Consider the following 26,014-nt stretch of genomic DNA (forward strand, 5'->3'; position numbering starts at 1 on the left):
GATCGCTTACCTGTACATCTTGCCGGGGTTCGCCGTCTACGCGGCGTTCCTGCTGTACCCACTGCTGCGCTCGGTCCAGCTGTCCTTCTACGACTGGGACGGACTGACGCTCGGCAAGTGGGCCGGGTTCGCCAACTACCAGGAGATCATCAGCGACGAAGGGCTGCGGTCCGCGTTCGGGCACGCGCTCGTACTGATGCTGTTCTTCGCGGTGATCCCGGTCTGCGTCGGCCTGCTGCTGGCGTCGATCCTGAACCGGGCCAAGGTCCGCGGGCTGCCGTTCTTCCGGACGGTCGTCTTTCTGCCGCAGGTGATCGCGATGGTTGTCGTCGCGGTCGCCTGGCGGCGGATGTACGCGCCGGACGGCACGATCAACGACCTGCTGCACGCGATCGGCCTGGGTTCGGTCGCGCGCGGCTGGCTCGGTGACTATGCGCTGGCGCTGCCGGCGGTCGGGTTCATCGGGTCCTGGTTCGAGACCGGTCTGGTCACCGTGCTGTTGCTGGCCGGGATGAGCCGGATCAGCGGGAGCCTCTACGAGGCGGCCCGGCTGGACGGCGCCGGACCGGTGCAGGAGTTCTTCGCGGTGACGCTGCCGTCGGTCCGCGGTGAGATCGCGGTCGCGCTGACGCTGACCGTGATCGCCGCGCTGCGGACCTTCGACCTGGTGTACGTGACCACCAGCGGCGGACCGGGCAATTCGACGTCGGTGCCGTCGTACGAGGTGTACCACCGGGCCTTCGAGCTCGGCCGGGTCGGCTCGGCCGCGGCGATCGGCGTCAGCCTGACCGTCCTGATCCTGCTCATCTCGCTGGTCATCAACAAGATCGGCGACCGGGAGGGGAGTCGATGATCTCGCGTACGGAGAAGGCGGCGAACTACGTCATCCTGCTGGCCTTCGCCGCCTTCGCCCTCGGACCGATCGTGACCGTCGTGCTGGCGGCGCTCGGCCCGAACGACGCCGGTGACACGTCCGGCTTCGGCAACTTCGCCGAGGCCTGGAAGATCGGCCACTTCGGCACCTACCTGCGGATGAGTCTCGCGGTGTCGGTGTCGGTCGTGGTGATCAGCGTGCTTTTGTCGGTGCTGGCCGGCTTCGCGTTCGGCACCATGCGGTTCCGCGGCTCCGGCATCCTGTTCTACCTGTTCCTGCTCGGCATCATGATGCCCAGCGAGGCGATCGTGGTACCGCTGTACTTCGATCTGCGCACGCTCGGGCTGACCGACACGTACTGGGCGGTCGCGCTTCCGCAGGTCGCGCAGTCCGTTGCCTTCGGCACCTTCTGGATGCGGACCTTCTTCCGGGCCGGCGGCCGCGACCTGGTCGAGGCGGCCCGGCTGGACGGCGCGTCCACCCGGCGGATGCTCTGGCAGATCCAGGTTCCACTGGCCCGGCCGGCCATCGTCACGATGATCGTGCTGGTGTTCATGTGGACCTGGAACGAGTTCCTGATTCCGCTGGTGATGGTCACCAACGAGAACCTGCGGACCGCACCGCTCGGCCTGGCCTTCTTCCAGGGCCAGTACAGCCAGGGGTTCACCCTGCTCGCGGCCGGCGCGGTGATCGTCGCGACGCCGGTCGTCATCCTCTATCTCTTCCTGCAGCGCCATTTCATCGCGGGCATGCTCGAGGGCGCGGTCAGGGAGTAGCACCACCCGTTCGGGGGATATCCGTCACATCCGCCATAGGGAGACAGCAGAATGAAGCGTTACCGCACCATGGTTGCCCTGCTGGCAGCCGCTGTCCTGATTCCGCTCGGAGGCGTAGCGGCGACCGGGATGGCCCAGGCCGATCCCGGTCCGGCCAAGTACGTCGCCGACCGGGCGACCAAGATCGACGTCATGGGGGAGTGGGCCCACCCCGACGACGACACCAGCATCATCGGCCCGTGTGGCGTCTGGCACGACCGGTACGGCACCAAGTGCGGCGTGATCATGGTGACCCGGGGTGAGGGCGGCGGGAACTCGGCCGGTACCGAACTGGGTCCTGACCTGGGTCTGCGCCGCGAGAACGAGGACCGGGTCGCGCACTACCGGTCCGGCACGATCGACATCTTCAACCTGGACCGGGTCGACTTCTTCTACAACCAGAGCGCGCCGCTGACGCAGTACTTCTGGGACCACGAGGAGACGCTGCGCCGGGTCACCCGGGTGATCCGGGAGACGCAGCCCGAGGTGTACATCGGCTTCACGCCGACGCTCGCCGCGGGTCACGGCAACCACCAGCAGGCCGGGCGGCTGATCTGGGAGGGCGTACTCGCTGCGGCCGACCCGAACATGTTCCCGGAGCAGCTGAAGGGCAAGGACGCGCTCAGCACCTGGCAGGTGAAGAAGGTCTTCTCCGGCGGTGCAACAGCGGGTACGGGCGGTACGACCACTGCCGCGAACTGTACGACCGGCTTCACGCCGACCGGTCTCGACACCGTCGCCGGTGTGTGGACCGGGTACAACTCGCCGTACAAGTGGCCGGCCGGCAACCTGCAGGGTCAGCCCGCTGGTACCCCGAAGATCTGGCAGCAGGTGGCTGACGAGGGACGCGCCGCGTACCCGACGCAGAGCCGCGTGATGTACAAGGGCACTTCGGCGCCTGCCTGTTCGCGCTTCGGCATGACCGAGTCGTTCGTACCGTTCCAGCCGAACAGTAACGCTGCCGCTGGTCAGGACGACGCGATCCTGTTCGGTGCGACCAAGCCGGACCCGGGTGGTCTTCCGCTCGGCACGCTGGAGTACCTGACCTTCGACCGGTTCCTCAACGTTGCCGGTACGCCGTTCCAGGCCACGCTGCACCTGCGCTCCGGCGCCGGTCCGCTGAAGCCGGGTACGGCCGCGCTGACCGTACCGGACGGCTGGAAGGTCAGCCCGCCGCAGCGAGTCGGTGTGGTGAAGGGCAACAAGGAGACCACCGTCACGTTCACGGTCACGCCCAGCCCGACGGCCGCGGTGAACCAGAACGCGAAGGTGTCCGCGCTGTACAGCACCGGCAACAAGACCGGGTACACCGACAACCTGGTCCGGATCGTTTCGCCGACCGAGGGCCGGTTCCAGCGCTGGGGCAACTGGAAGGAGTACGACGACTGGTTGGACAAGACTGCTCCGCAGGCCACCCGGCTCGGTCGTTCGCCCGCCATCCAGTCCATGGGCATCGGCAAGACCATCGACGTACCGGTAGTGGTACACAACTGGTCGAACCAGCCGCAGAGTGGTGCGGTCAGCCTTGGTCTGCCGGCCAACTTCACTGCCGACGCGGCCTCCAAGCCGTACAGCAACCTGGCCGCGGGTGCCGAGACCACAGTGACGTTCAAGGTGACGAACAGCGACACCACGCTGCCGCAGAACCAGAACGTGTCGATTCCGATCACCACCACGTACAGCGCCCCGGCGGGTACTGGCAACGAGGTGCTGACGCTGTCGCTCGTACCGAACACGACCATTGCCAAGGCGACCACCACCCCGAAGGTGGACGGTGTGGCCTCTCCTGGTGAGTACACCGGTCCGTCGCTCGACCTGGGCCGCATCTGGCAGGGTGCCTCGAGCTGTACGGGCGTCGACGACTGCGGTGTCTCGCCGACCGGCGAGGGTTCCACGGCGAAGGTCAGCTGGTCCGACGACGCGCTGTACTTCTTCATCCACATCAAGGACGACTACCAGTCGTACGCCGTCACTCCGGAGGAGTGCGTCGGCCACTGGCAGGCGGACTCGGTCGAGATCCTGCTCGACCCGCGGGGCACCGCTTCGCAGGACCTGATGGACACCGCGAACACGTTCAAGCTCGGGATCTTCCCGTTCACGAACGACCCGCAGAACAAGAACGGCAACGGCGTCAACGGCGCGTGCTGGTCGCGGGACGCCGACAACCACCAGGGCTACTCGACCGGGCCGCTGGCGAAGAACGTCAGTGACGCGCCGAACGCTCCGGGCGTCGAGGTGGCCTCGACCGCGAAGTGGGTCGGGTCGAACGAGACCACGGTGCCGCACGCGTACACCGGCGGTGGCTACGACCTCGAGGTGAAGATCCCGCTCGCGGACCTGCCGGCCGCGGTGGACCCGGCGAAGCTGGGGCTGAACATCACGCCGTACGACAACGACGACACCTCGGCAGCGGGCACCACGACGCTGCGGCACATCGACATGAGCACCCGGCTCGGGTGGTCGGCACTGGGCAGTGTCCAGTCCGACCCGTACCGCTGGGGTCAGGCGACCGTCGCGGGCTACACCCCGCCGGCGGACCGTCCGACCAAGCCGAGTGCGCCGAACGTGTCCAACCCGAACCTGAACGGCGTGCTGTCGCCGCAGACGATCGCGCAGTCGGCACGCAACGGCGTACCGATCTCGGGCCGGGTGCCGGCACCGGACTCGAACTCGCTGAAGGTGAAGAAGGTGTCGGTCGGGCAGTCCACGGTCGACGTGGACCTGTCGTCGACCGGTTCGGGCAGTGCACAGCTGTTCCTGTGGACTGGTCTGATCGGTGCGATTCCGGTGTACACGACCAGCTGCTCTCCGGCTGCTGACCCGGCTCCGGACTACGGCTTCACGCCGTGTGCGGTGTCCGACGGTGGCTACCCGGCCTGGTCGCCGGACATGAGCGGGCACGTCGTGAACCACACGGCGAGCCAGATCACGTCGAAGACGAAGCACCTGTCGATCCCGATCACGGCGGCTCAGCGCAGCGCCCTGCTGAAGGACGGCCGGCTGCTCATCTCGTACCAGACCCCGAAGGACGAGGTTCAGGCGCTGGATCTGAAGCTCAACCGCTGATCTGAGGTACTGGGCCCTGTCTGTTCTTCAGGCAGGGCCCAGCTTCATGCGGGCCCAGCTTCAGGCAGTGCCTAGTAGGTCGGGGAGCGTCGTTTCGATCGGCGTACGCAGCACAGTGGTTGCCTGGTCGTCGTACGGGGTCGGCTGGGCATTCAGGATGATCAGCGGCTTGCCGTCGCTCAGTGCGAGGTCACAGAGTCCCGCGGCTGGATAGACCTGCAGTGACGTACCGATGGCCAGGAACACGTCCGCAGTGGCAGTAGCGGCAACGGCACGATCCAGTACGGACCGGTCGAGCGCCTGGCCGAACGAGATGGTCGCGGACTTCAAGATGCCGCCGCAGACCGTACATGCTGGGTCCTCGTCGCCCGACTCGAGCCGGGGGAGTACGTCGGCCATCGGAATGCGCCGGCTGCACTGGAGGCAGTCGACGTACCAGACTGTCCCGTGCAGCTCATGCACCAGCTCTGGCGACGATCCGGCCTTCTGGTGGAGCCCGTCGACGTTCTGCGTGACCAGACCGGTCAGACGACCCTGTCGTTCCAGGTCGACCAGCGCCAGGTGTCCTGGGTTCGGTTCAGCCAGCCAGGCTGGTACGGCGAGCCGGTGCTTCCACGACGCGACTCGCACTTCCCGGTGCGCGACGTACTCGTCGATGTCGAACATCGCCTCCGCACCCGGGTTCTTGGTCCAGACACCCTCCGGTCCACGGAAGTCCGGGATCCCGGAGGCAGTCGAGATCCCGGCTCCGGTCAGTACGGCGATGCGTTCGGCGTCGATCACACCTCAGACGGTATCCATTCGGTGGCCAGCACCGACATCACCACCTCGTCGTACCACTCGCCGTCCCAGCGCAGTGCGTCCCGCAGTACCCCCTCGCGCTTGAAGCCGGCCTTCTCGTACGCCCGCTCGGCGCGGGGGTTGAACGGGAAGACGGAGAGGCTGATCCGGTGCGACCCGAGCTGCTCGAAGCCGTAGCCGACAGTCATCCGGGTCGCCTCGGAGCCCAGGCCACGGCCCTGGCCGGCCGGACCGATCAGGATGCGGAAGTTGCAGGACTGGTTGTCGGGGTCCCACATGTTCAGTACGACCTCACCGACGACCAGATCGGTCTTGCGGTCGACGATGACCAGGTCCAGCCGGTCGGTCTGGTCCTTCCGGGTCCGGGCCCACTCCCGCGCCCGCTCCTCACTGATCTGCCCGTGGCTGCCAGTGAGGCGCATCACCTCTGGGTCGTTCATCGCGGCGAACAGGGCCTCGTAGTCCTGCTCCTCCATCGGCCGCAGGACAACCAGCTCGCCGGTGAGGGTCGGCTTGTACGCGAAATCGGTCACAGCGCGGAGTGTGTCAGGCGACCCGCCGCACGACGTACCGATTTTCCCCTGCCGACACGAGCTCCTGGGAACGCATCCGGCACCACGCCGGGATGTCAGTGGCTGCGGCCGGGTCGTCGGCCAGCACAGTGACCGTGTCGCCGACGGCAACGGTCGGAAGGGCCTTGGCCAGCTTGATCACCGGGAGTGGGCAGAGCAGACCGCGACAGTCCAGGTCGACGTTCACATCCCCACCTCTGCCCGGATGCGCTGCACGAGGCCCGGTAGCACGGCACTGAACCGTTGGACGTCCTCGTGGCTGGTCTCGCGGCTCAGTGACACGCGGACGTTGCCGTGGGTGAGTACGCCCATGGCCGCAAGTACATGCGATGGGCGGAGCGTGCTTGACGTACACGCTGAGCCGCTGGAGACCGCGAATCCTTCAGCATCCAATGCAGTCACCAGGGCCTCGCCGTCTACGTACAGGCACGAGAACGTGAGGATGTGTGGCAGGCGATCGTCCGGATCACCTACTACCTCCACATCCGGTATGTCAGTGGCGATCCGGTGCCGGAGCTCGTCTATCCAGGCGCGGTGCTGTTTGTTGAGTTCATCAGCTTCAGTGAGGCGCGCTTGGAGTGCTGCAGCGGCTGCTAGTGCGTTCGGTACGTTCGGGAAGCCGGGGGAGAGGCCGTCCTCGCGCTGGTCCATTGGCCAGGCCGGTGCGATCCGCGTGCCTTTTCGTACTGCCAGCAGCCCTACACCGGCCGGACCGCCCCACTTGTGCGCACTGGCCGCCAGCATGGACCAGCCGGCGGGTACTGGGTCATGCCCTATCGACGCTGATGCATCAACAAACAGTGGTACGTCGTTGCAGTCCTGGGCGATCGCGGCGATCGGTTGCCTCGTACCCACTTCATGGTTGGCCGACTGGACAGCAGCCACTGCCACACCAGGCCGGCGTACGGCCTCTGCGAACGCCTCCCGATCCACTTGGCCGCGGATGTCCACGCCGATCTCTACACCCGCCTCACCGGCGCTGTGCAGTACGGCGGAGTGCTCGACTGCGCTGTGTACGACCGCCGTACCGACGCGGCGCCGTGCGGCCGTCAGAGCAGCCAGACCGACCTGGATGGCATCCGTGCCGGAGGTGGTCAGGTACAGCTCGTCAGGACGCACTCCAACGCCCTGCGCGAGTACTGCACGGGCGTTGTCCAGCAGGAGTCTGGCGGTCCGTCCTTCATGGTGCAGACGGACCGGATCGGCCCAGCCGGAATCCACCGCCGACAGCAACATCTCCCGCGCCGCGGGGTGCATCGGCTCGGCCGACGCGGCGTCCAGATATGCACGCTCACTCACACGGGAAACGCTAAGCCCTACCTATGCGCAGGACTGGGAAGGGTGTCCAGTAGTGTTTGGTCGTCAGTCTCACTTGGGAAGGGAAAGGCGCCCCGTGGGTTCGAACGGCACGCCCGGAGTGGATGAGCGACCGGCAGGTTTTGCTGGTGCCACACGTCCGGCGAAGCGACGCCTGCTGGTAGGTGCGGCGGTGGTGCTCGGCACCCTGCTGCTGACCGGTTGTTCGTCGGCGACCACTGAGCAGTGGAAACGACTCGGTCTGCCCGAGGGTGCATCTGACCGGACCGAGGCGATCAGAAGCCTCTGGATCGGCGCCTGGACGGCCGCACTGATCATCGGTGTGATGGTCTGGGGCCTGATCCTGTTCGTCGTGGTGCGGTACCGCAAGCGGAACGAGGACGCACCCCGGCAGGTGCGGTACAACCTGCCGCTGGAGGTGCTCTACACGCTGGCACCGTTCGCGATCATCGGTGTGCTGTTCTTCTACACCGTGGAGCACGGCAACCAGGTGACCAAGATGGACGCCAACCCGCAGCACACCGTGAACGTGGTGGGCCAGCAGTGGCAGTGGACCTTCAACTACAAGGACACCGTCGACGGCAAGCAGGGCGTCTGGGAGACCGGCACCCTGGACAAGCCGGCCACGCTGTGGCTGCCGGTGAACGAGTCGGTGCACTTCGACCTGACCTCGCCGGACGTGATCCACTCCTTCTGGGTGCCGTCGTTCTACTTCAAGCTCGACGTGATCCCGGGCAAGACCAACAAGTTCGAGCTGACCCCGACCAAGACCGGCACCTTCGCCGGCAAGTGCGCTGAGCTCTGCGGCCTGTACCACAGCCGGATGGTCTTCAGCGTCAAGGTGGTCAGCCGCGACGAGTACGACGCACACCTGCGCGAGCTGGCCGCCAAGGGCCAGACCGGCGCGGCAACCGGTGGCGCCGACGCCACGACCATTCCCGTGACCGGGGAGCAGGAGGGTCAGAAGTGACCGACTTCGCCGAGCGCACCGGCGCTATCGGTAGCACCACCGCGCTGCCCCGGCGGCGGACCAAGGGCCAGCTGCTGGTCAAGTACCTGACCACGACCGACCACAAGCTGATCGGGCACATGTACCTGGTCACGTCGTTCGTGTTCTTCCTGATCGGCGGCGTGATGGCGCTGCTGATCCGGGCCGAGCTGGCCAAGCCGGGCCTGCAGATCGTGAACGAAGAGGTCTACAACCAGCTCTTCACGATGCACGGCACGATCATGCTGCTGCTGTTCGCGACGCCACTGTTCGTCGGCTTCGCGAACGAGATCATGCCGATCCAGATCGGTGCCCCGGACGTCGCGTTCCCGCGACTGAACATGTTCAGCTACTGGCTGTTCCTGTTCGGCGGCTCGATCACGATCAGCGGCTTCTTCACGCCGGGCGGTGCGGCCGACTTCGGCTGGTTCGCGTACGCCCCGCTGTCGAACGCGGTCCGGTCACCGGGTGTCGGTGGCGACCTGTGGATCATGGGCCTGTACCTGGCCGGTCTGGGCACGATCCTCGGCGCGGTGAACTTCATCACCACGATCATCACCATGCGCGCACCGGGGATGACGATGTTCCGGATGCCGATCTTCACCTGGAACATCCTGGTCACGTCGATCCTGGTCCTGATCGCGTTCCCGATTCTGGCGGCAGCGCTGCTCGTACTGGAAGCGGATCGATCGCTCGGGGCTCATGTCTTCGACGCGGCCAACGGCGGACCCATACTTTGGCAACACCTGTTCTGGTTCTTCGGGCATCCAGAGGTGTACATCATCGCGCTGCCGTTCTTCGGCATCGTGACCGAGATCCTGCCGGTGTTCAGCCGGAAGCCGGTCTTCGGGTACATCGGCCTGGTCAGCGCGACGCTGGGTATCGCGGTGCTGTCGGTGGCGGTGTGGGCGCACCACATGTTCGTCACCGGTGCGGTGAACCTGCCGTTCTTCTCGTTCATGACGTTCCTGATCGCGGTACCGACCGGGGTGAAGTTCTTCAACTGGATCGGCACGATCTGGGGCGGATCGGTGTCGTTCGACACCCCGATGCTCTGGTCGGTGGGCTTCCTGACCACCTTCCTCTTCGGCGGTCTGACCGGCGTCATCCTGGCCTCACCGGCGCTCGACTACCAGCTCTCCGACTCGTACTTCGTGGTCGCGCACTTCCACTACGTCGTCTTCGGCACGGTCGTGTTCGCGATGTTCGCCGGGTTCTACTTCTGGTGGCCGAAGTTCACCGGGCGGATGCTCGACGAGCGGCTCGGCAAGCTGCACTTCTGGCTGCTGTTCATCGGCTTCCACACCACGTTCCTCGTCCAGCACTGGCTGGGTGTCGAGGGCATGCCGCGGCGGTACGCCGACTACGGCGCGAACGAAGGCTTCACCACGCTGAACGAGGTCTCCAGCGTCGGCGCCTTCATCCTGGGTATGTCGATGCTGCCGTTCTTCTACAACGTCTACAAGTCCCGGAAGTCGCCGAAGGTCGGTGTCGACGACCCGTGGGGCTGGGGCCGTTCGCTGGAATGGGCGACCAGCTCCCCGCCGCCGCGGCACAACTTCGTGTCGCTGCCGCGGATCCGGTCTGAGTCCCCGGCGTTCGACCTGCACCACGCGGACATCGCGCTGGCGGAGTACCCGGACAACAAGGCCGGCAAGGACAACCTGCTGGATGCCGGTGAGGACGCGGGCCGGGTCGAGCATCTGACCGAACAGGCCGACGGCGATGCCAGGACCGAAGGGAAGGACAAGGCGTGAAGGTCGAAGCCTGGGTCTTCGGGATCCTGAGTGTGTTCCTGCTGGTCGTGACGCCGGTGTACTGGCTGATGTCGGAAGACCCGACCGGTACCACCGCGCTGGTGATGACCTTCTTCCTGGCGCTGCTGGTGGCGTTCTACCTGAGCGTCACCGCCCGCCGGATGGACGCCCGTCCGGAGGACCGCAAGGAAGCGGAGATCGTCGAAGGAGCCGGTGAGCTCGGCTTCTTCCCGCCGCACTCCTGGTGGCCGCTGTGGTGCGCGCTGTCGCTGTCCGTCGTGGTGCTCGGCATCGTGTTCGGCTGGTGGCTGTTCATCGCCGGCTGCGCGGTCGGCATCATCACGCTGAGTGGCTTCATCTTCGAGTACTACCGGGGAGACCACGCACACTGAGTGACATGACGAAGCTCACTGGTTGAGAGTCGTACGAAAAGCGCCGTCCGGGAACGAACCGGGCGGCGCTTTCGTGCGTCTTAAAGGCGTTGGTCGGTTGGATCGTTATGGTCCGTACCGGTTAGCTGGTGATGCGATGCTGAGAAATGTCGCCGCGGCACGTTACCCTTACCGCGGTTTGACTAAACAGGGGAGAGCTGGGGAATGGTGAGCGGTTCGGTGAGGAAGCACGGCCTGGCCGTGGCTGGGATCTGCGTGCTGCTGCTGGCCGGGACGGCCTGCAGCGACACGAAGGCCGGCAGCGGCGGCAACGGCCAGTCGACGCCGGGTGCGTCGAGCTCGCAGAGCAGCACCCCCGGTGCCTCGACCACGCCAGGCGAGTCGCCGACGCCGTCGGAAGCCGCGGCGGCGATCTCGATCGTGCCCGCCAAGGGCGCGACCGCGGTGCAGCCGGACAAGCCGGTGACGGTGAGCACGACGGCCGGCAAGCTCACCACCGTGACGCTGAAGGACGACGACGGCGACAAGGTCACCGGAACCTTCAACACCGACAAGACCCAGTGGACCTCGGCCGCGCTGCTCAAGCCGAGCGCGACGTACACGGTCAGTGGGTCCGCGGAGGGTACGGACGGCGCCAGCGTGCCGATCAGCTCGACGTTCAAGACGCTGAAGGCGACGAAGAGCCTGAAGGCGTCCGTCGTGCCGCTGAACGGTGAGACCGTCGGTGTCGCGCTGCCGATCCAGATCTACTGGAACAACCCGGTCAAGGACCGCGCCGCGGTCGAGAAGCAGCTGTCGGTGAAGACCTCGGTCCCGGTCGACGGCAGCTGGCACTGGGTGAACAGCAAGCAGGTCAACTACCGCCCGAAGAACTACTGGCCGGCCGGTACCAAGGTGACAGTGAACATCGACACCCAGGGCGTGAACGCCGGGAACAACACCTGGGGTACGTCCAGCCGGACGATCGCGTTCAGCATCGGCAAGTCCGTGGTCAGCAACGTGAACGTGAAGAAGCACACGATGACCGTGACGATCAACGGCAAACTGGCCCGGAGCATCCCGATCACGGCCGGCAAGGACGGGTTCACCACCCGCAGCGGCGTCAAGGTGATCATGGAGAAGTTCCCGACCAAGCGGATGGACGCCGCGACCGTCGGCATCAAGCCCGGCGACCCGAACTACTACAACATCAGCGACGTCCGGTGGGCCCAGCGGGTCACCAGCTCCGGCGAGTTCCTGCACGGCGCCCCGTGGTCCACCGGCAGCCAGGGCAGCGCCAATGTCAGCCACGGCTGCGTCGGCATGAGCCTCGCCGACGCCCAGTGGTACTACAACCAGACCCTCCGCGGCGACCCGGTCATCGTCACCGGCACCTCCCGCCACATGGAACCAGGCAACGGCTGGACCGACTGGAACACCACCTGGGCCGCCTACAAGTCCGGCTCAGCCCTGTCCTGACCCACGCACAGCCAGGTTGCTACCGCGGGACCTTTGAACTCACCACCGCGTCCAGGCTGAGCAGGACGAAGTGGTGGTGAACCTGGCCATCTGGTTGCTGAGTGCCATCGCCGGCGACCCGGTGCTGCGTTCGAAGCACCTGCTTGATGTGTTGCCGCAGGTCTTCCCGTGGATCAGGGGGCCCAACTGACCGGCCCCAAACCGGTTTGGGGCGGGTCACGGCCCGTTCTAGGGGTACAACCTTCCCCGCTCCCCGTGCGCAACTGCCCCCAAACCGGTTTGGGGGCAGTCAACACCCGCTTGACGAAACACGGAGGGACACCTGCCGGCGGGGGCGGACAACGGGGCCGCCGGTAGCGGGCGCCCGAAGGCTACTGACTGAGTAGTGCGTCTATCAGCTCGTTGGTGTGGAGGGTTGGTAGGGAGTGGTGGGTGGCTTGGGGGAGGTGTAGGACGGTTGCGCCGGTGGAGTGGGCTTGTTGGGTGAGGGTTTGGGGGTTGTGGGCTTTTGAGCGGTCGGCGACTACGACTGTTGTGGGTGGGAGATTGGCGAAGGTGCGGGGGCGGTGGGGTTTTACGGGGCGGGTGGTGGGTTGGAGGGTGGCTAGGGCCGACAAGTGGAGCCACTCGGGGTCTATGGGGAGGCCCTGGGTTTCCCAGTGGATGAAGGACTTGTAGCGGGGTTCTGACGGTCTGAGGAGCATGGGGAGGGCTCTGGCTACGTACGTGGGTTTGAGGCCGGTGAAACAGTCCGTGGGGTCGATCAAACTCAGCTTCGCGACGGGGAACTGGAGTGCGTACGTGAGGGCTATCCAGGCGCCGTACGAGTGGCCCACCAGCCACCGGTCCTTCAGGCCGCGTAGGACCGTCGACAGCCACGCCATCAGATCAGTGACGGTACGGGGCGGGGGAGCGGTGCTGAGGCCCGCGTCGCCGGGGAGGTCGGGAGCGTACACCCGGTAGCGCTCAGCCAAGCGAGGTGCAACCGCGTACCAGACCGGTGCCGTCGCGCCATGTCCGGCCAGGAGTACGACGGGTGGACCATCGGCCGGACCGCACACGTTCACATGGGTGCCGCCAAGGTCGAGATGCTCGACCGGGACCTCCCACCGGCGGAGCAGGGCGGCGTACGCGTCCTCAAAACTCATGCAACCGACAATAGCTCACTGAGTGAGGTAAATTGCCAGGTATGCGAGCAGGAGTGACGCCCCACGACCCCGAACGAGCCGCCGCCCTGGAGCTGGTGCACCGCTTGCGGGACGTCGCGCTGCGGCTGGATCTGGCGATCGGGGAGTTCGCGAAGACGACTGGACTGCACGGCACCGACGTACGGGCCCTGGTACGCCTCCTGGACGCCGAACGCGCCGGAGCGGAAGCCACGCCCACCTGGCTCGCCCAACAGCTCGGAATGACCTCTCAGGCGACAACGGCAGTCATCCACCGCCTCGAGGCCGCCGGCCACGTCGAACGCCGCAGAAGCCGCACCGACGGCCGCAGCAGCCACCTCCAGGTCTCCGACAGCGCAATCGCCCTCGGCTGGCAGTTCTTCGGCCCGCTCCTGGACCAGATGGTCGCGACCACCAGCACCCTCACCAAGTCGGACCAGGCGATCATCGCCAACTACCTGACCGCCCTCACCCAAGCGATCGACTAAACGACGAAGGGCCCGCGGCAGGAAGCCGCGGGCCCTTCGAAGTGATTGATCAGGAGCGGTCGCTCGTGACCTCTCGGTAGGTTTCGGTCTCTTCGGTCAGCTCGTGGATCTCGTCGGCGTCGTGAGCGTGCTCGTGCGCCTCCTCGATCTCGGCCGCCGTCGGCTTCTGCACCGCGTCCGCGAAGTAGAAGCGGGACAGCCGGGCGCGGAGCTTGTTCAGCGCCCGGCGCGGGGCGCGGACACCGTTCTCGTCCGTCTCCGGGCCGATTTCGTGCGGTACGACCCGGTCGCGGGCCGTCAGCGAGTACGCCTCGAAGGTCGAGATCGGCTGGTGCTTCTCGGTGTACTTGCCGTCCGCGTCCCGCATGATCACGCCGGTCTCCAGACCGTGCAGCAGCCGCTCGTGGTCGGCCCGCTGCAGCGAGATCGCCCACCGCCGGGTGATCCAGAACGCCAGGATCGGCCCCAGAATCACCGCGAACCGCAGGAACCACGTGACGTTGTTCAGCGACAGGTGGAAGTGGGTCGCGATCAGGTCGTTACCGCCACCGATCCACAGCATCGCGTAGAACGTGATGAACGCGACGCCGATCCCGGTCCGGGTCGGTACGTCCCGGGGCCGGTCGAGCAGGTGGTGCTCACGTTTGTCGCCGGTGATCCACCCCTCGATGAACGGATACGCCGCCACCAGCGTGACGAACGCCGGCGGAATGATCAGCGCCGGGATGATCAGGTTCCAGCTGAGCGTGATGCCCCAGAAGTGCGATTCGAAGCCCGGGAAGATACGGACCGAACCTTCCAGCCAGCCCATGTACCAGTCCGGCTGCGCGCCGGCGGTCACTTCGGCCGGGTTGTACGGCCCGTACAGCCAGACCGGGTTGATCTGCATCAGCGCCCCCATCAGGGCGGTGATACCGAAGACCACGAAGAAGAAGCCACCGGCCTTGGCCGTGTACACCGGGAACAGCGGGTAGCCGACCACGTTCGTCTGCGTCCGGCCCGGACCCGCGTACTGGGTGTGCTTGTGGTACACGACCAGGAACAGGTGCACCGTGACCAGGGCCAGGATGATGCCCGGTATCAGCAGCACGTGCACGATGAAGAACCGGGAGACGAAGTCGCCGCCGGGGAACTCACCGCCGAAGATGAAGAAGTTCAGGTACGTACCGATCACCGGTGACGCCTGGATCATCCCGTTCGTGATCCGCAGACCGGTCCCGGACAGCAGGTCGTCCGGCAGGCCGTACCCGAGGAAGCCCTCGATGATGCCGAGGAACAGCATCGCGAACCCGATCAGCCAGTTCAGCTCCCGCGGCTTGCGGAACGCGCCGGTGAAGAACATCCGGAGCAGGTGCACCATCATCGCGGCGATGAACAGGATGGCGGCCCAGTGGTGGATCTGCCGCATCAGCAGACCGCCACGGACGTCGAACGAGAGGTCCAGCGTGGAGGCGTACGCCTCCGACATGTGCAGGCCCTTGAGCAGGCTGTACGAGCCCTGGTACTCGACCTCGGCCATCGACGGCTTGAACCAGAAGGTCAGGAAGGTACCGGTGAGGATCAGGATGATGAAGCTGTAGAGCGCGATCTCGCCGAGCATGAAGGACCAGTGGTCCGGGAAGATCTTGCGCAGGTTCTTCTTCCCGATCTTGGCGATGCCGAGGCGATCGTCGACCCACTTGACCGGTCCAGGGAACTCTGTGTTTGCTGACACTGTTGTCACCCTCGTTCGAAGAAGCTCGGGCCGACCGGCTCGTCGAAGCCGCTCTGCGCTACCAGATAGCCCTCACTGTCCACCGTCAACGGTAGCTGAGGCAGCGGCCGGGCCGCAGGGCCGAAGACGACCTTGGCGCTGTCGGCCAGGTCGAACGTCGACTGGTGGCACGGGCAGAGCACGTGGTGCGTGGTCTGCTCGTACAGCGAGATCGGGCAACCGACGTGGGTGCAGATCTTGGAGTAGCAGAGGATGCCGTCGACACCCCAGTTCTCCCGGCCCGGCTTGGTGCGGATCTCGCTCGGCTTGATCCGGACCACGATCACCGCGGCCTTCGCCTTGGCGTTCTGGTACTCGATCGGGTTCTCGTCCTGCAGCGGCGCCAGGTTCGCCGGGGCGGCGTTCACCAGCTGGCCGACGACCAGGTCGGAGGGCTTGATCGGGCGGTCGGTGACGTCGTTGACGACCCGGATGCCCTTCGCCCAGATCGTGTTGTACAGCGCCCGGCCCGGCAGCGGGCCGAGGTCGCGGAGCAGCACGATGGCCGGCAGCCCGAGCACCCCGAGGGCGCCGAGCAGCGAGTTGCGGATCATCTTGCGGCGGCCGAAACCGGACTCCGCGACACCCTCTTTGAACGCCTCGCTGATCTCCGCGATCTGCTCCGGCGTCGAGTGCGCGTCGTGCCGGTCCTCGGCGATCTCCTCGTCGACCATCAGCTTCTTGGCCCACTGGATCGCGCCGGCACCGATCAGGAACAGGGCGAGCCCGATCCCGATGCCGATCAGCATGTTGTTCGCGTTGCCGCTCAGCGGGCCGAAGACGATGGTCGCGTCCCGCGGTACGGCGAAGTACGCCACACAGGCGCCGAGGACGAGCAGGGTGGCCAGGCCGAACATCGCCGACACCTGGCGCTCGACCCGGTCGGCCGCCTTCGGGTCGATGTCGGTGATCCGCGGCTCGTGCGGCTCCAGGCCCGGGTCCGGGATCGGTTCCGCGACGTCGACGACGCCGTGCTGCTCTTCCTCCGGCTTCACCGGAAGGTTGTCCTTTGTCACTTGGCCTTCGCTCCCTTGGCCTTGACGCCCTTGGCGCCGATCCACACCGCTACGGCGACCAGCAGGCCGATCCCGACGATCCAGCCCCACAGGCCCTCGGAGACCGGGCCGAGCCGGCCGAGGCCGAAGCCACCCGGGTTCTTCTGCGTCTCCAGCGTCTTCAGGTAGGCGATGATGTCGCGCTTGTCCTCCGGCTGCATCACCTGGTCGGAGAACACCGGCATCTGCTGCGGGCCGGTCAGCATGGCCTCGTAGATGTGCCGCTCACTGACTCCCATCAGCGACGGCGCGTACTTGCCGTTCGGCAGTGCGCCACCGCTGCCGGCGAAGTTGTGGCAGGCCGTGCAGTTGGTCCGGAACAGCTCGCCACCGCGGGTGATCTGCTCGTCGGTGGCCTTGCTCACGTCGTACGCGTCCGACGCCGGCACCGCCGGGCCCGGAGCGAGCGAGGCGACGTACGCGGCCAGTGCCTCGATCTCCTGCTCCGAGTACGCCGGGGTCTTGCGCGGGATCTGCGCGCCCGGCTGCATCGCCGGCATCCGGCCGGTACCGACCTGGAAGTCGACCGCGGCCGCGCCGACACCGATCAGGGACGGACCGGCCATCTTGCCGCCGCCGTTCCCGCCGCCCTCGGCGTTCAGGCCGTGGCAGCTGGAACAGCCGACCGCGAAGAGCTTCTTGCCCTCCTCGATCTTCTGGGACTGGGCCGAGTTGTCCGCGACCGCGTTGTCAGGGGCGAAGGCGGCGTACGCCGAGCCGACTGCCAGCAGGCCGAACAGGAGCACGACGAGGCCGGCGGACCGGTGCCGTCGTCGCGCGGAGAGAAAACGCGCCGGTGACAAGGAAGTTCTCTTCTCACTCATTTGAGCAGGTAGATGGTCGCGAACAGGGCGATCCAGACCACGTCGACGAAGTGCCAGTAGTACGACACGACGATCGCCGAGACAGCCTGTTCGTGGGTGAACTTGCGGGCCATGTACGTCCTGGCCAGGACGAACACGAAGGCGATCAGACCGCCGGTGACGTGCAGACCGTGGAACCCGGTGGCCAGGTAGAAGACCGAGCCGTACGCGTTCGCCGAGATGGTGATGCCCTCGTGCACCAGTTCGGCGTACTCGGTCACCTGGCCGGCGACGAAGACCGCGCCCATCAGGTACGTGAGGATGAACCACTCACGCATACCCCAGGCGCGGATGTTCGCCAGCGAGCCGGACCGGCCCACCTTGCCGTGCTCGGCGGCGAACACGCCCGCCTGACAGGTGAACGACGACGCGACCAGGATGAACGTGTTCACCGAGGCGAACGGGACGTTCAGGTGCTCAGTCATCACCTGCCAGAGCGTCTCCGTCCCCGGAGCCGCGGTGGCGGTCGTCACCGACCGGATCGTGAAGTACGCCGCGAACAGGGCGGCGAAGAACATCAGTTCGCTCGAGAGCCAGACGATCGTGCCGACACTGACCATGCTGGGACGGTCGTGGTGTCCGTGTTCACGAGACGCTGGGAGCGCGGTTGCAGTGGCCACGCGGTCATTATGTCGGTCCACTACTTCAATGCCACGACCACCCCCGTGCATGTCGCTCAACTGTTGTTTCTACTGTGGAAGCGTGCCTCCCCTTCACGCCACGCCGGGCGACCGGATCGAGCCGCTGACACCGCTGCGGCTGCTGACCGGCTGGACCTTCGAACCGGTGTTACTCGGCGTGATCATCGTGCTCGGTGGGCTCTATCTGTACGGGGTCCACCGGCTGCGCGCCCGTGGTGACAAGTGGTCCCGCGGGCGCACCTTCGCGTTCGTCGGCGTCGGGCTGGGCAGTGCGGTGATCGCCACCCAGTCCGTGCTCGGCACGTACGACACGGTGCTGATCAGCGTGCACATGGTCCAGCACATGATCCTGTCGATGCTGACACCGCTCGCGATGGCGCTCGGCGCTCCGATCACGCTGGCGCTGCGTACGCTCCCGCAACGGCAGCGAAAGTGGTTGCTCTCCGTATTGCATTCACGGTTCGCGAAGGTGATGTGCTTCCCGCTGATCGGGTTCACCTTGTTCGTACTCAGCCCGTGGGCGCTCTATTTCAGCGGCTGGTACGACGCGACGCTGCGCTCGACCGCACTGCACGACCTGCTGCACCTGCACTTCATCCTGGTCGGATCACTGTTCTTCTGGCCGTTGCTCGGGCTGGACCCGGTGCCCGGCCGGGTGATCTACCCGTTCCGGCTGATGTTGACGTTCCTCACACTGCCGTTCCACGCGTTCCTGGGGATCACGATCATGTCCGCGAACAAGCTGATCGCGGAGGACTGGTACACGAGTTTCGGCCGCGCCTGGCCGCCGTCGCCGCTGCGCGACCAGTACATCGCCGGCGGTCTGCTCTGGGGCTCGGGTGACCTCGTCGGGGTGGCGTTCTTCGCCGTTCTGTTCGTCCAGTGGGTGCGTCAGTCACAGCGCGAAGCACGCCGTGAGGACCGGCGCCTGGACCGGTTGGAGGAACAGGCTCGCCGGACCGGACAGGCACCCCGGTAGCATTCGGCTTGTCCACTCGTCACAGACACACAGCTTGGGATGGATCGATGAGTTCAGAGCGTCCGCTGAAGGTCCTGGTCTACAGCGACGACCGCACGACGCGGGAGTCCGTCCGGCTGGCCCTCGGCAAGCGGCCGGCCGCCGACCTGCCCGAGCTCGAGTACGTCGAATGCGCGACCGAGCCGGCCGTGATCAAGACCATGGACAAGGGCGGGATCGACCTCGCCATCCTGGACGGCGAGGCAGTGCCGGCCGGGGGGCTGGGGATCGCGCGGCAGCTGAAGGACGAGATCTTCCAGTGCCCGCCGATCCTGGTCATCACCGGCCGTCCGCAGGACGCCTGGCTGGCCACCTGGTCGCGGGCCGAGGGCGCAGTCTCGCACCCGATCGACCCGATCCGGCTGGCCGAGGTCACCGCCGACCTGCTCCGGCAGCGCGTCGCCAAGCTCCCCGCCACCACCGCATAACCCGGTGGGCGCCTACACCTGGCCGCAGGTTCTCGGTCCGCTGCTGCGGCACGAGGACCTGGAGGCCGCCGCCACCGCGTGGGCGATGGAGCAGATCCTGTCCGGCGCCGCGACCCCGGCCCAGCTGGCCGGTTTCGTGATCGCGCTGCGGTCCAAGGGCGAGACGGTCACCGAGGTCGAGGGCCTGGTCCGGACGATGCGTGACTTCGCCACCCCGATCAGTGTTCCGGGGCGGACGCTGGACGTGGTCGGTACCGGTGGTGACCAGGCCCACACCGTGAACATCAGCACGATGTCCGCGATCGTCGCGGCCGGTGCCGGCGCGAAGGTCGTCAAGCACGGCAACCGGGCCGCGTCCTCCGCGTGCGGCGCGGCCGACGTCCTCGAGGAGCTCGGCATCCCGCTCGACCTCACCGGCGCACAGGTCGCCGAGGTGGGGGAGCGGGCCGGCATCACGTTCTGCTTCGCCGCCGCGTTCCACCCGGCGCTGCGGAACGCGGCGGTCCCGCGGCGCGAGCTCGGCGTACCGACGACGTTCAACCTGCTCGGCCCGCTGGCGAACCCGGGCGATCCGTCCGCGCAGGCAGTCGGCGTCGCGGACGGGCGGGTGGCCGGGCTGATGGCCGGAGTCCTCGCGCGGCGCGGGATCGACGCGCTGGTTTTCCACGGTGACGACGGGTTGGACGAGCTGACGACGCGTACGACGTCGCAGGTCTGGGTCGTCGGTGGCGGAAAGGTCGAGGGGCCGGTCACGCTGGATCCGCGCGAGCTGGGGATCACGCCGGTTTCGTCGGATGCGCTGAAGGGCGCGGACGCCACGTACAACGCCAAGGTCGTTCGCGCGTTGGTGGATGGTGAGCAAGGGGCGGTACGGGACGTCGTACTGCTCAATGCGGGGGCGGCGCTGGCGGCGTACACGCCTGAGGAGGGGTCGGTGACGGCGCGGATCCGGGTCGGGATGGACCGGGCGGCCGAGGCGATCGACTCCGGGGCGGCGAAGGACGTACTGGACCGGTGGATCGCCGCCTGCGCCGAGGTGCGCGGCTGATCGTCTTCTTGTGAGGCTTGTTGTTTCTTGTGAGGCTTGGGCCCGGCGGGTTGTCCGCCGGGCCCTTTGCTGTCAGTTGATGGTGATTTGACTGACCTTGTAGCGCCAGACGTTCTGCCAGGCCGGGGTCGAGCCCGCGATGTCGGCAACCGACACGGCCGCCGTACCGTCGCCGCGGTCGATCACCGCGATCATCACCGTGGAGAACGTCTCGGCGAGCTTCGGCTGCTTCACCTCCACCTTGGCGACGATCTCGTGCCCCGGGTGACCGTTGACGGTGATCACCTTGTGCGTCGTACCCGGCAGCAGTTTCGCGTTCTTGTCGTACAGGTTGATGATCGTGCGCCCACCGACCTGTACCGCGGCCGCCTTCAGACCGGCCGCCGTGTTCTTGTACGGGATGTCCGCCGGCAACTGCCCGAACCCGACGTAGTTGCCCCAGTTGTTCTTCTTGCCGTCGTAGTTCTTGTGCACCGTGAACCAGATCCCGGTCCCACCGGCCAGCCCGGTCCGATCGAAGTCGTTCGACCAGGCCGAACTCATGATCGGCATCTTGTCCTTGTTGGCGGCAACCAGATCGGTCCCGATCACCTTCCCCCGCGGAGTAGGCGTCTCCGACGGCTGCACGGACGGACTCACCGTCTCCAACGGCTTCCCCGCCGAAGGCAACGCAACCGGCGCAACCGCATCCGCCTTGGACCAGATCCACCCGACACTGACCCCGGTAGCCGCCAACGCAGCCACCACCAACACCAGAGCCCCCACCATCCGAGCCCGCCCACCCAAAACCCCAACCCCACCAGCACTTACCCCACCAGCGCGAGCGCCTGACCCACCGCCCTGCGCGGCGAACCCAGTCCCACCAGCACTGCCCGACCCACCACCACTGCCTGACCCACCAGCGTTCTGTGACCCACCAACAGCCGCCTGCCCAAGCCCGCCAGCATGGGCGCCCGGCTGACCAGCCTGTGCGGCGTGACCAGGCCCACCAGCCTGCACACCCTGCGCGTGCCGACCACCGCTAGCACCCTGCTGCTGCCCACCACCAGCCACCTGCTGATACCCACCAGCCTGCGCCGGCCCGGTGCCTCGGGGCGCCTGTCCCGCCTGCGGTCCACCAGCCTGAGGCCCGGTCGCCTGCACCTGCCACCCGATCCGGCGACCACCCTGCTGCTGCTGACCACCCGCCTGACCACCCTGGCTCCCCAGCCCACCCCACACCGGCCCAGCCTGCTGTACCTGCCCAGCCCCACCCGGCGGCACCTGCCCAGCCTGCGGTACCCGTCCAGGCCCGGCCTGCGGTACCTGCCCAGCGGGCGGCACCTGACCAGCCCCACCCGGCAGTACCTGCCCGGGCTCGGCCTGCGGTACTCGCCCAGCGTGCGGCTGTGTGCCGTGCCCCGCCTGCGGAGCACCTCCGCCGTACGCCCCCGCCGACTGCCCCGCCGACGGCGGAGTCTGCTGAGGCCCAGCGGTCGGAGTCCTCGGCTGCTGCGGAACCTGCGGGCCACCGTACGTACCAGACGGTTGTCCTACCTGCTGCTGCCCAGCCTGGGCGGACTGCTGCTCACGAGGCTGCTGTGCGGACTGCTCTCCACCCAACTGCTGCGCGGCCTGCTGCAGACCAGGTTGCGATACGGACTGCTGCCTGCCCGGCTGCTGCGCACCGAACTGCTGCGCACCCAACTGCTGTTCGGATTGCTGCTGAACGGGCTGTTGCGTGGAGTGTTGTGCGGATTGCTGTTGCCGAGCCGCTTGCGGTACGGACTGCTGTGGTGCTGGTTGCCACCACACGGCCTGATCGTCAGGTTGCTGTGTACCTGACTGGGGCTGCTGTGGTTGCGGGGAGCTCTGCTGGTCTTGCTGGGAGTGTTGTGCTCCCCACTCCTGCGAACCCTGCTGTGAACCACCGAGCTGCGGCGACTGCTGGCGTGGGATCTGTGACTCAGCACTCCACGGTTGTTGCTGCGGTGCCGCGTGCTGCGGACGTGCTGGTGCCGGGGGAGGAGGTGCCGGCGCAGGCGACTGCCCCAGCAAAGGATCTGAAGCCCCACCACCAACTCCACCAGCATTACCCAAGCCGTCGGTGGGTTCTCCGGCGTCGGGGGCTGTGTATGAGGTGCCTTGGGGTTCTTCGGGGGAGGTGCTGTGTTTGGGGGGTGGGGTTTGGTTCTCGTTTTCAGCCAACGTTGATTCCCTGGTAGGCCTGGGTCTCGGCGGTGCGGAGATCAGGTCGGTTGGTGGGGATGCCGCTGACGTACGCGACTGCCGTGCCGTCGCCGAGGTCGAAGACGGCAACTGTCAGCGTAAGCACCCGATCGGTCACGGCGGCCGAGGTCGCGGTCACGGACTGCTTGAAGAACCAGCCGGACTTGCCGGACTTCTTCACCGCGCCGTTCGCGACCGTCTGGTACGTCGCGGGGATGTCGCCGTACATGTTGGTTCGCAGCTGGATCGCGAGCGCCGCCGCGGTCGCCTTCGGGTCGCCGTTGAAGCCGGAGCCGGTACCGAGCGCGCCGACGAAGATGTCCGCGGTCCAGTCGTCGGTACCGTTCACGTCGCGCTGCAGCACGATCCGCTGCCCGCTGGAGTCGAGTACCTGCCGGACGAACAGTTTGTGATCCGACCACGGCGGGTTCCGGCGCGGGAACGAGATCGCGTCCGACGAGATCCGGCCGTCGCCCTCGTGCAGCTTGGGGTTCTTCGACTGGCCGGGTTTGGTACTGCTCTGGTTCGTCGGAGTGGGGGAGGCCTGTGTTGGCGTACCTGTCGGCTTCGGGTCGGCGGTCTTGTCGTCACCACTCGTGATCAGGTAGATCGCGGCGACGACGAGCATCACCAACGCGAGCCCACCGGCGATCACCAACGGCAGTTTGCCGCCAAGCGGTCCACCGCCACCTGATCCCTTGGGCTTCTTCTCCTTCTCCCGTTTGCCCACACCGGAACTGAGGTCTGTCTGGCCACCCCAGCTCTCGTTGCCATCGTCCCCCCAGGCGCGCTGCGGCGTCTCACCCCAGGCCTGCTGCCCGCTGCTGCCTTGACCACCAGCCCAACCCTGCTGGCCGGCAGCCTGTCCACCGGCGCCCTGTCCGCCGGCGCCCTGTCCACCGGCGTGCGCCTGTTGCGCTTCGTACTGCTGGACTCCGGCCCATGCCTGCTGACCGTTCTCCTGCCCGGCCGACCAGGTTTGCTGGGGATCGGATTGCTGTACTGGCCAGCTCTGGCCGGCCCATGTCTGCTCAGTGGCTTGCTGGTCGTTCTGCTGAGACCAGGAGTTGGCGTCGGGTGCAGCCTGCTGAGCGCTTGCCCCCCAGCCGTTGTCAGCTCCAGCAACAGCAGAACCGTCCGGCGTGCCCCAGCCGTTCGCCTGCGCCTGCTGATCGGGCCAGCTCGGCGCCTGCTCTGGCTGCTGTGGGCTGCCCCAGCTCTGCTCTTGCTGAGGCCATGACTCTTGCTGGTTGGTGGGTTGCTGTTCGGCGCCCCACTTCTGTTGCTGGGCGGGCTGCTGGTTCGTACCCCAGGCCTGGTCTTGGCCCGGCTGTTGGGTGTCGGGCTGTTGTGGCGTCTCGCCCCAGAGCTGGTACTGCTCCGCCGGCTGGTTGTTGGCGTTCCAGACGGGCTGCTCCTGGGTGGCGTCGTCTTGAGACGGCGTGGTCCACAGGGGGCCCTGCTGCTGCTCGGGTGCTGCTGGATCGTCTTCGCGGGCCTCGACGCCCCAAGCAGGTTCGTCGGTTGCCAGGTCGTCGTCCTGCTGGTCGTCCGACTGGGTACCCCAGTCCGGCTGTTGGGCGGAGGGTTCCAGCTCGTCGTCCGCCGGTTGCGCGTCCTCACGCGGTACGGGAGCAAACCGCGGCTCCTCAGTCCAGCTGACGTTGGACCACCCGCCCTCATCTCCCTCCGCCGCACCATCACCTGCCGCACCACCAGCGCCCCCACCGGCCACCACACCAGCAGCAGCACCCGCCGCCACGCCAGCAGCACCATCAGCAGCAGTACCACCGGCCGCCACGCCAGTTGCAGCACCACCGGCCGCCACGCCAGTTGCAGCACCACCAGCGACCACGTCAGCTGCAGCAGCATCAGTCATACTGCTAGCTGTTGCAGCGTCGGGAGCTGCAGTCGCGTCGGTGGTAGTGCCGGCAGTAGTGCCTGGGGTAGCGCTGGCGGCGGCGTCGTCGGTTGTTGTAGCGGTTGGCTCGGTCAGGGCGGGGGCGAGCGTCAGGGTTCGTGTGGGGGTTGGTTCGGGTGTGGCGAGCTCGGGCTCTTCGAGGTCGAAGTCGTCCTCGGTGGGCTCGCGTTGGGTCCAGTGTTCCAGTGGTGCGGGGGCCAGTTCCGGAGCGCCCCAGGTTGCCTGGGCTCGATCCGCCGCGGTGAGGGCGGGGGGTCCGGAGGACTCGGAGAGCTCGGAGGGTTCGGTGGGCTGGGAGGACTGGGAGGACTGGGAGGACTGGGACGACTGGGAGGGCTGGGAGGGCTGGGAGGGTTCGGTGGGTTGGGGAGTCGGCGCGGGTTGGCTCGGATGTGCCGGGCTTGGTGAGGTCCGCGATGAGTCGTCGGCGGTGACGGCGCGGAGGCGCGGGGCGTCGGTTGTTGTGTTCCCGAATTGGGCGGCAGGGGGTTGTTGCCACCAGCCCCCTTGTTCGTTCTGGGGGGAGACCGGCCGCAAATCTGCAGAAGCCGGAGCGGCGCCGGACGAAGGTGTGGCAGCGGAAGCTTCCGAGGATGACGGCGACTCGGAGTCAGGTTCCGTAGGCCCCGTCGAGTCCGAAGCGGCTTCCGCGGACCTGGTCGAGTCCGAGGCGGCTTCCGTGGGGTCGGTTGCGTCCGCCAGGGCGGATTCGTGGTCCGTCTTGTTGGTCCACTTTGCGCCGTCCCACCAGCGGATGGTGTGCGGCTGGCCGGTGGGGTCGGGGTACCAGCCGGCGGGTGGGTTCGTCATCCCTGGCTCCGCTCCGCAACCGGCCCGCGGCCGCGGGCACAAGGACAGCCACGGCCACAGACGCAACCGCCCACACAGACGCAACCGCCCACACAGGCGCGGACGCTTGCGCCCGCACAGGCGCGGACGCGCGCGCCCGGCGTGCGCGCGCGAGACAACGTGCACGCGCGGGACGTGGCGGTACGGAACTGGCCCCGGTCGATCATGGGTTCACCGTAACTTCAGGTCGTGTCAGTGCTGGTGTCAGCGGGATCGGGAACGACCGGTCCTCAGACACCGTCCTCCTGGCCGAGGCTGAAGGCGGCTTCCAGGTCGTGGCTGGAGTACGCGCGGAACGCGATGTGCGTCTCGGTGCTGATCACGCCGGGTACGCGGTTCACGTGTTCGGGGATGACGGTCGCCAGGTCGTCGTGCCGGGCCACCCGGACGAGCGCGATCAGGTCGAGTCCGCCGGTCACGGAGTACACCTCGCTGACGCCGTCGATCGCCGCCACCTGCTCGGCAACCTCGGGAATCCGTGCGACGTCGGCCTTGATGAACACGATCGCGGTGACCATGCCGTCCTCTCCTCAGTA

At 67.0% G+C, this 26,014-nt stretch carries 24 protein-coding genes and 1 pseudogene; 12 read left to right on the forward strand and 13 right to left on the reverse strand.

Annotated elements, in window-relative coordinates; all coding sequences use genetic code 11:
* Window positions 1–19: 19 nt before the first annotated feature.
* Genes ABD260_RS03050 through ABD260_RS03060 form a run of 3 tightly spaced genes read left to right on the forward strand, consistent with a single transcriptional unit; the run spans window position 20 to window position 4,755 of the window.
* Window positions 20–853, forward strand: a complete 834-nt coding sequence (locus ABD260_RS03050) for a carbohydrate ABC transporter permease (protein WP_344231752.1) — start codon at window positions 20–22, stop codon at window positions 851–853.
* Entirely contained in the window at window positions 850–1,650 is an 801-nt protein-coding gene (locus tag ABD260_RS03055) for a carbohydrate ABC transporter permease (protein WP_344231753.1), read from the forward strand. Before ABD260_RS03050 ends, ABD260_RS03055 begins: the two co-directional genes overlap by 4 nt.
* 51 nt (window positions 1,651–1,701) lie before the next feature.
* Window positions 1,702–4,755: a PIG-L family deacetylase gene (locus ABD260_RS03060; RefSeq protein ID WP_344231754.1), complete on the forward strand. Its 3,054-nt coding sequence runs from the start codon at window positions 1,702–1,704 to the stop codon at window positions 4,753–4,755.
* 60 nt (window positions 4,756–4,815) lie between these two features.
* On the opposite strand, the gene ABD260_RS03065 is transcribed toward ABD260_RS03060, so the two are convergent.
* Genes ABD260_RS03065 through ABD260_RS03080 form a run of 4 tightly spaced genes read right to left on the reverse strand, consistent with a single transcriptional unit; the run spans window position 4,816 to window position 7,427 of the window.
* On the reverse strand, window positions 4,816–5,538 hold the full coding sequence (locus ABD260_RS03065) for an SIR2 family NAD-dependent protein deacylase (RefSeq protein WP_344231755.1): 723 nt from the start codon (window positions 5,536–5,538) through the stop codon (window positions 4,816–4,818).
* On the reverse strand, window positions 5,535–6,089 hold the full coding sequence (locus ABD260_RS03070) for a GNAT family N-acetyltransferase (protein ID WP_344231756.1): 555 nt from the start codon (window positions 6,087–6,089) through the stop codon (window positions 5,535–5,537). The genes ABD260_RS03065 and ABD260_RS03070 overlap by 4 nt, the downstream gene beginning before the upstream one ends.
* Window positions 6,090–6,102: 13 nt before the next feature.
* Window positions 6,103–6,315 carry a sulfurtransferase TusA family protein gene (locus tag ABD260_RS03075; protein ID WP_344231757.1) on the reverse strand — a complete coding sequence of 71 codons (213 nt, stop codon included), beginning with the start codon at window positions 6,313–6,315 and terminating at the stop codon, window positions 6,103–6,105.
* A complete protein-coding gene (locus ABD260_RS03080; protein ID WP_344231758.1) occupies window positions 6,312–7,427 on the reverse strand; it encodes a cysteine desulfurase family protein in 1,116 nt (371 codons plus the stop codon). The genes ABD260_RS03075 and ABD260_RS03080 overlap by 4 nt, the downstream gene beginning before the upstream one ends.
* Window positions 7,428–7,617: 190 nt before the next feature.
* On the opposite strand from ABD260_RS03080, the gene ctaC reads away from it, so the two are divergent.
* From ctaC to ABD260_RS03100, 4 genes are all read left to right on the forward strand, one after another.
* A complete protein-coding gene (ctaC, locus tag ABD260_RS03085; RefSeq protein WP_344231759.1) occupies window positions 7,618–8,415 on the forward strand; it encodes an aa3-type cytochrome oxidase subunit II in 798 nt (265 codons plus the stop codon).
* Window positions 8,416–8,441: 26 nt separating this feature from the next.
* Complete coding sequence (gene ctaD, locus ABD260_RS03090) at window positions 8,442–10,190, forward strand: aa3-type cytochrome oxidase subunit I (protein WP_344232090.1); 1,749 nt, start codon at window positions 8,442–8,444, stop codon at window positions 10,188–10,190.
* Window positions 10,187–10,582, forward strand: coding sequence for a cytochrome c oxidase subunit 4 (locus tag ABD260_RS03095; RefSeq protein ID WP_344231760.1), 396 nt, complete (start codon window positions 10,187–10,189; stop codon window positions 10,580–10,582). Before ctaD ends, ABD260_RS03095 begins: the two co-directional genes overlap by 4 nt.
* A 219-nt stretch (window positions 10,583–10,801) precedes the next feature.
* Window positions 10,802–12,040, forward strand: coding sequence for a L,D-transpeptidase (locus tag ABD260_RS03100; RefSeq protein ID WP_344231761.1), 1,239 nt, complete (start codon window positions 10,802–10,804; stop codon window positions 12,038–12,040).
* 371 nt (window positions 12,041–12,411) lie between these two features.
* Here the strand turns inward: ABD260_RS03100 and ABD260_RS03105 are convergent, their stop codons facing one another.
* Window positions 12,412–13,188, reverse strand: coding sequence for an alpha/beta hydrolase (locus ABD260_RS03105; RefSeq protein WP_344231762.1), 777 nt, complete (start codon window positions 13,186–13,188; stop codon window positions 12,412–12,414).
* Between the two features lie 41 nt (window positions 13,189–13,229).
* On the opposite strand from ABD260_RS03105, the gene ABD260_RS03110 reads away from it, so the two are divergent.
* Window positions 13,230–13,694 (forward strand): MarR family winged helix-turn-helix transcriptional regulator, encoded by a 465-nt coding sequence (locus ABD260_RS03110; protein WP_344231763.1) that lies wholly within the window; start codon window positions 13,230–13,232, stop codon window positions 13,692–13,694.
* 49 nt (window positions 13,695–13,743) lie between these two features.
* On the opposite strand, the gene qcrB is transcribed toward ABD260_RS03110, so the two are convergent.
* Genes qcrB through ctaE form a run of 4 tightly spaced genes read right to left on the reverse strand, consistent with a single transcriptional unit; the run spans window position 13,744 to window position 18,036 of the window.
* Window positions 13,744–15,417: a cytochrome bc1 complex cytochrome b subunit gene (gene qcrB, locus ABD260_RS03115; RefSeq protein ID WP_344231764.1), complete on the reverse strand. Its 1,674-nt coding sequence runs from the start codon at window positions 15,415–15,417 to the stop codon at window positions 13,744–13,746.
* Window positions 15,414–16,442, reverse strand: coding sequence for a cytochrome bc1 complex Rieske iron-sulfur subunit (qcrA, locus tag ABD260_RS03120; RefSeq protein WP_344232091.1), 1,029 nt, complete (start codon window positions 16,440–16,442; stop codon window positions 15,414–15,416). Before qcrA ends, qcrB begins: the two co-directional genes overlap by 4 nt.
* Window positions 16,443–16,459: 17 nt before the next feature.
* Complete coding sequence (gene qcrC / locus ABD260_RS03125) at window positions 16,460–17,326, reverse strand: cytochrome bc1 complex diheme cytochrome c subunit (protein ID WP_344231765.1); 867 nt, start codon at window positions 17,324–17,326, stop codon at window positions 16,460–16,462.
* Window positions 17,323–18,036: an aa3-type cytochrome oxidase subunit III gene (gene ctaE, locus ABD260_RS03130; RefSeq protein ID WP_486327063.1), complete on the reverse strand. Its 714-nt coding sequence runs from the start codon at window positions 18,034–18,036 to the stop codon at window positions 17,323–17,325. Before ctaE ends, qcrC begins: the two co-directional genes overlap by 4 nt.
* Before the next feature lie 31 nt (window positions 18,037–18,067).
* On the opposite strand from ctaE, the gene ABD260_RS03135 reads away from it, so the two are divergent.
* Genes ABD260_RS03135 through trpD form a run of 3 tightly spaced genes read left to right on the forward strand, consistent with a single transcriptional unit; the run spans window position 18,068 to window position 20,500 of the window.
* The gene (locus tag ABD260_RS03135; protein WP_344231767.1) at window positions 18,068–18,985 is read left to right on the forward strand and encodes a cytochrome c oxidase assembly protein; all 918 of its coding nucleotides are present in this window, start codon (window positions 18,068–18,070) and stop codon (window positions 18,983–18,985) included.
* Window positions 18,986–19,032: 47 nt separating this feature from the next.
* Window positions 19,033–19,452, forward strand: a complete 420-nt coding sequence (locus tag ABD260_RS03140; RefSeq protein WP_344231768.1) for an Rv3143 family two-component system response regulator — start codon at window positions 19,033–19,035, stop codon at window positions 19,450–19,452.
* A 4-nt stretch (window positions 19,453–19,456) separates the two neighbouring features.
* On the forward strand, window positions 19,457–20,500 hold the full coding sequence (trpD, locus tag ABD260_RS03145) for an anthranilate phosphoribosyltransferase (RefSeq protein ID WP_344231769.1): 1,044 nt from the start codon (window positions 19,457–19,459) through the stop codon (window positions 20,498–20,500).
* A gap of 72 nt (window positions 20,501–20,572) precedes the next feature.
* Here trpD and ABD260_RS03150 read toward each other — a convergent pair whose 3' ends face one another.
* Window positions 20,573–21,244: a hypothetical protein gene (locus ABD260_RS03150; protein ID WP_344231770.1), complete on the reverse strand. Its 672-nt coding sequence runs from the start codon at window positions 21,242–21,244 to the stop codon at window positions 20,573–20,575.
* A 231-nt stretch (window positions 21,245–21,475) separates the two neighbouring features.
* Between ABD260_RS03150 and ABD260_RS03155 the strand changes: the two genes are divergently transcribed.
* On the forward strand, window positions 21,476–22,324 hold the full coding sequence (locus tag ABD260_RS03155; RefSeq protein ID WP_344231771.1) for a hypothetical protein: 849 nt from the start codon (window positions 21,476–21,478) through the stop codon (window positions 22,322–22,324).
* A 355-nt stretch (window positions 22,325–22,679) separates the two neighbouring features.
* Here ABD260_RS03155 and ABD260_RS03160 read toward each other — a convergent pair whose 3' ends face one another.
* The 3 genes and pseudogenes from ABD260_RS03160 to ABD260_RS03165 form a co-directional block, all read right to left on the reverse strand.
* The gene (locus tag ABD260_RS03160; protein WP_344231772.1) at window positions 22,680–24,587 is read right to left on the reverse strand and encodes a hypothetical protein; all 1,908 of its coding nucleotides are present in this window, start codon (window positions 24,585–24,587) and stop codon (window positions 22,680–22,682) included.
* Window positions 24,588–25,352: 765 nt separating this feature from the next.
* Window positions 25,353–25,439, reverse strand: a pseudogene (locus ABD260_RS37505) (DUF2510 domain-containing protein); the annotation flags it as partial.
* 269 nt (window positions 25,440–25,708) lie between these two features.
* Entirely contained in the window at window positions 25,709–25,996 is a 288-nt protein-coding gene (locus ABD260_RS03165) for an Lrp/AsnC family transcriptional regulator (protein WP_344231773.1), read from the reverse strand.
* Window positions 25,997–26,014 lie beyond the last annotated feature (18 nt).

The sequence above is a fragment of the Kribbella hippodromi genome, assembly GCF_039531045.1.
Classification (GTDB): domain Bacteria; phylum Actinomycetota; class Actinomycetes; order Propionibacteriales; family Kribbellaceae; genus Kribbella; species Kribbella hippodromi.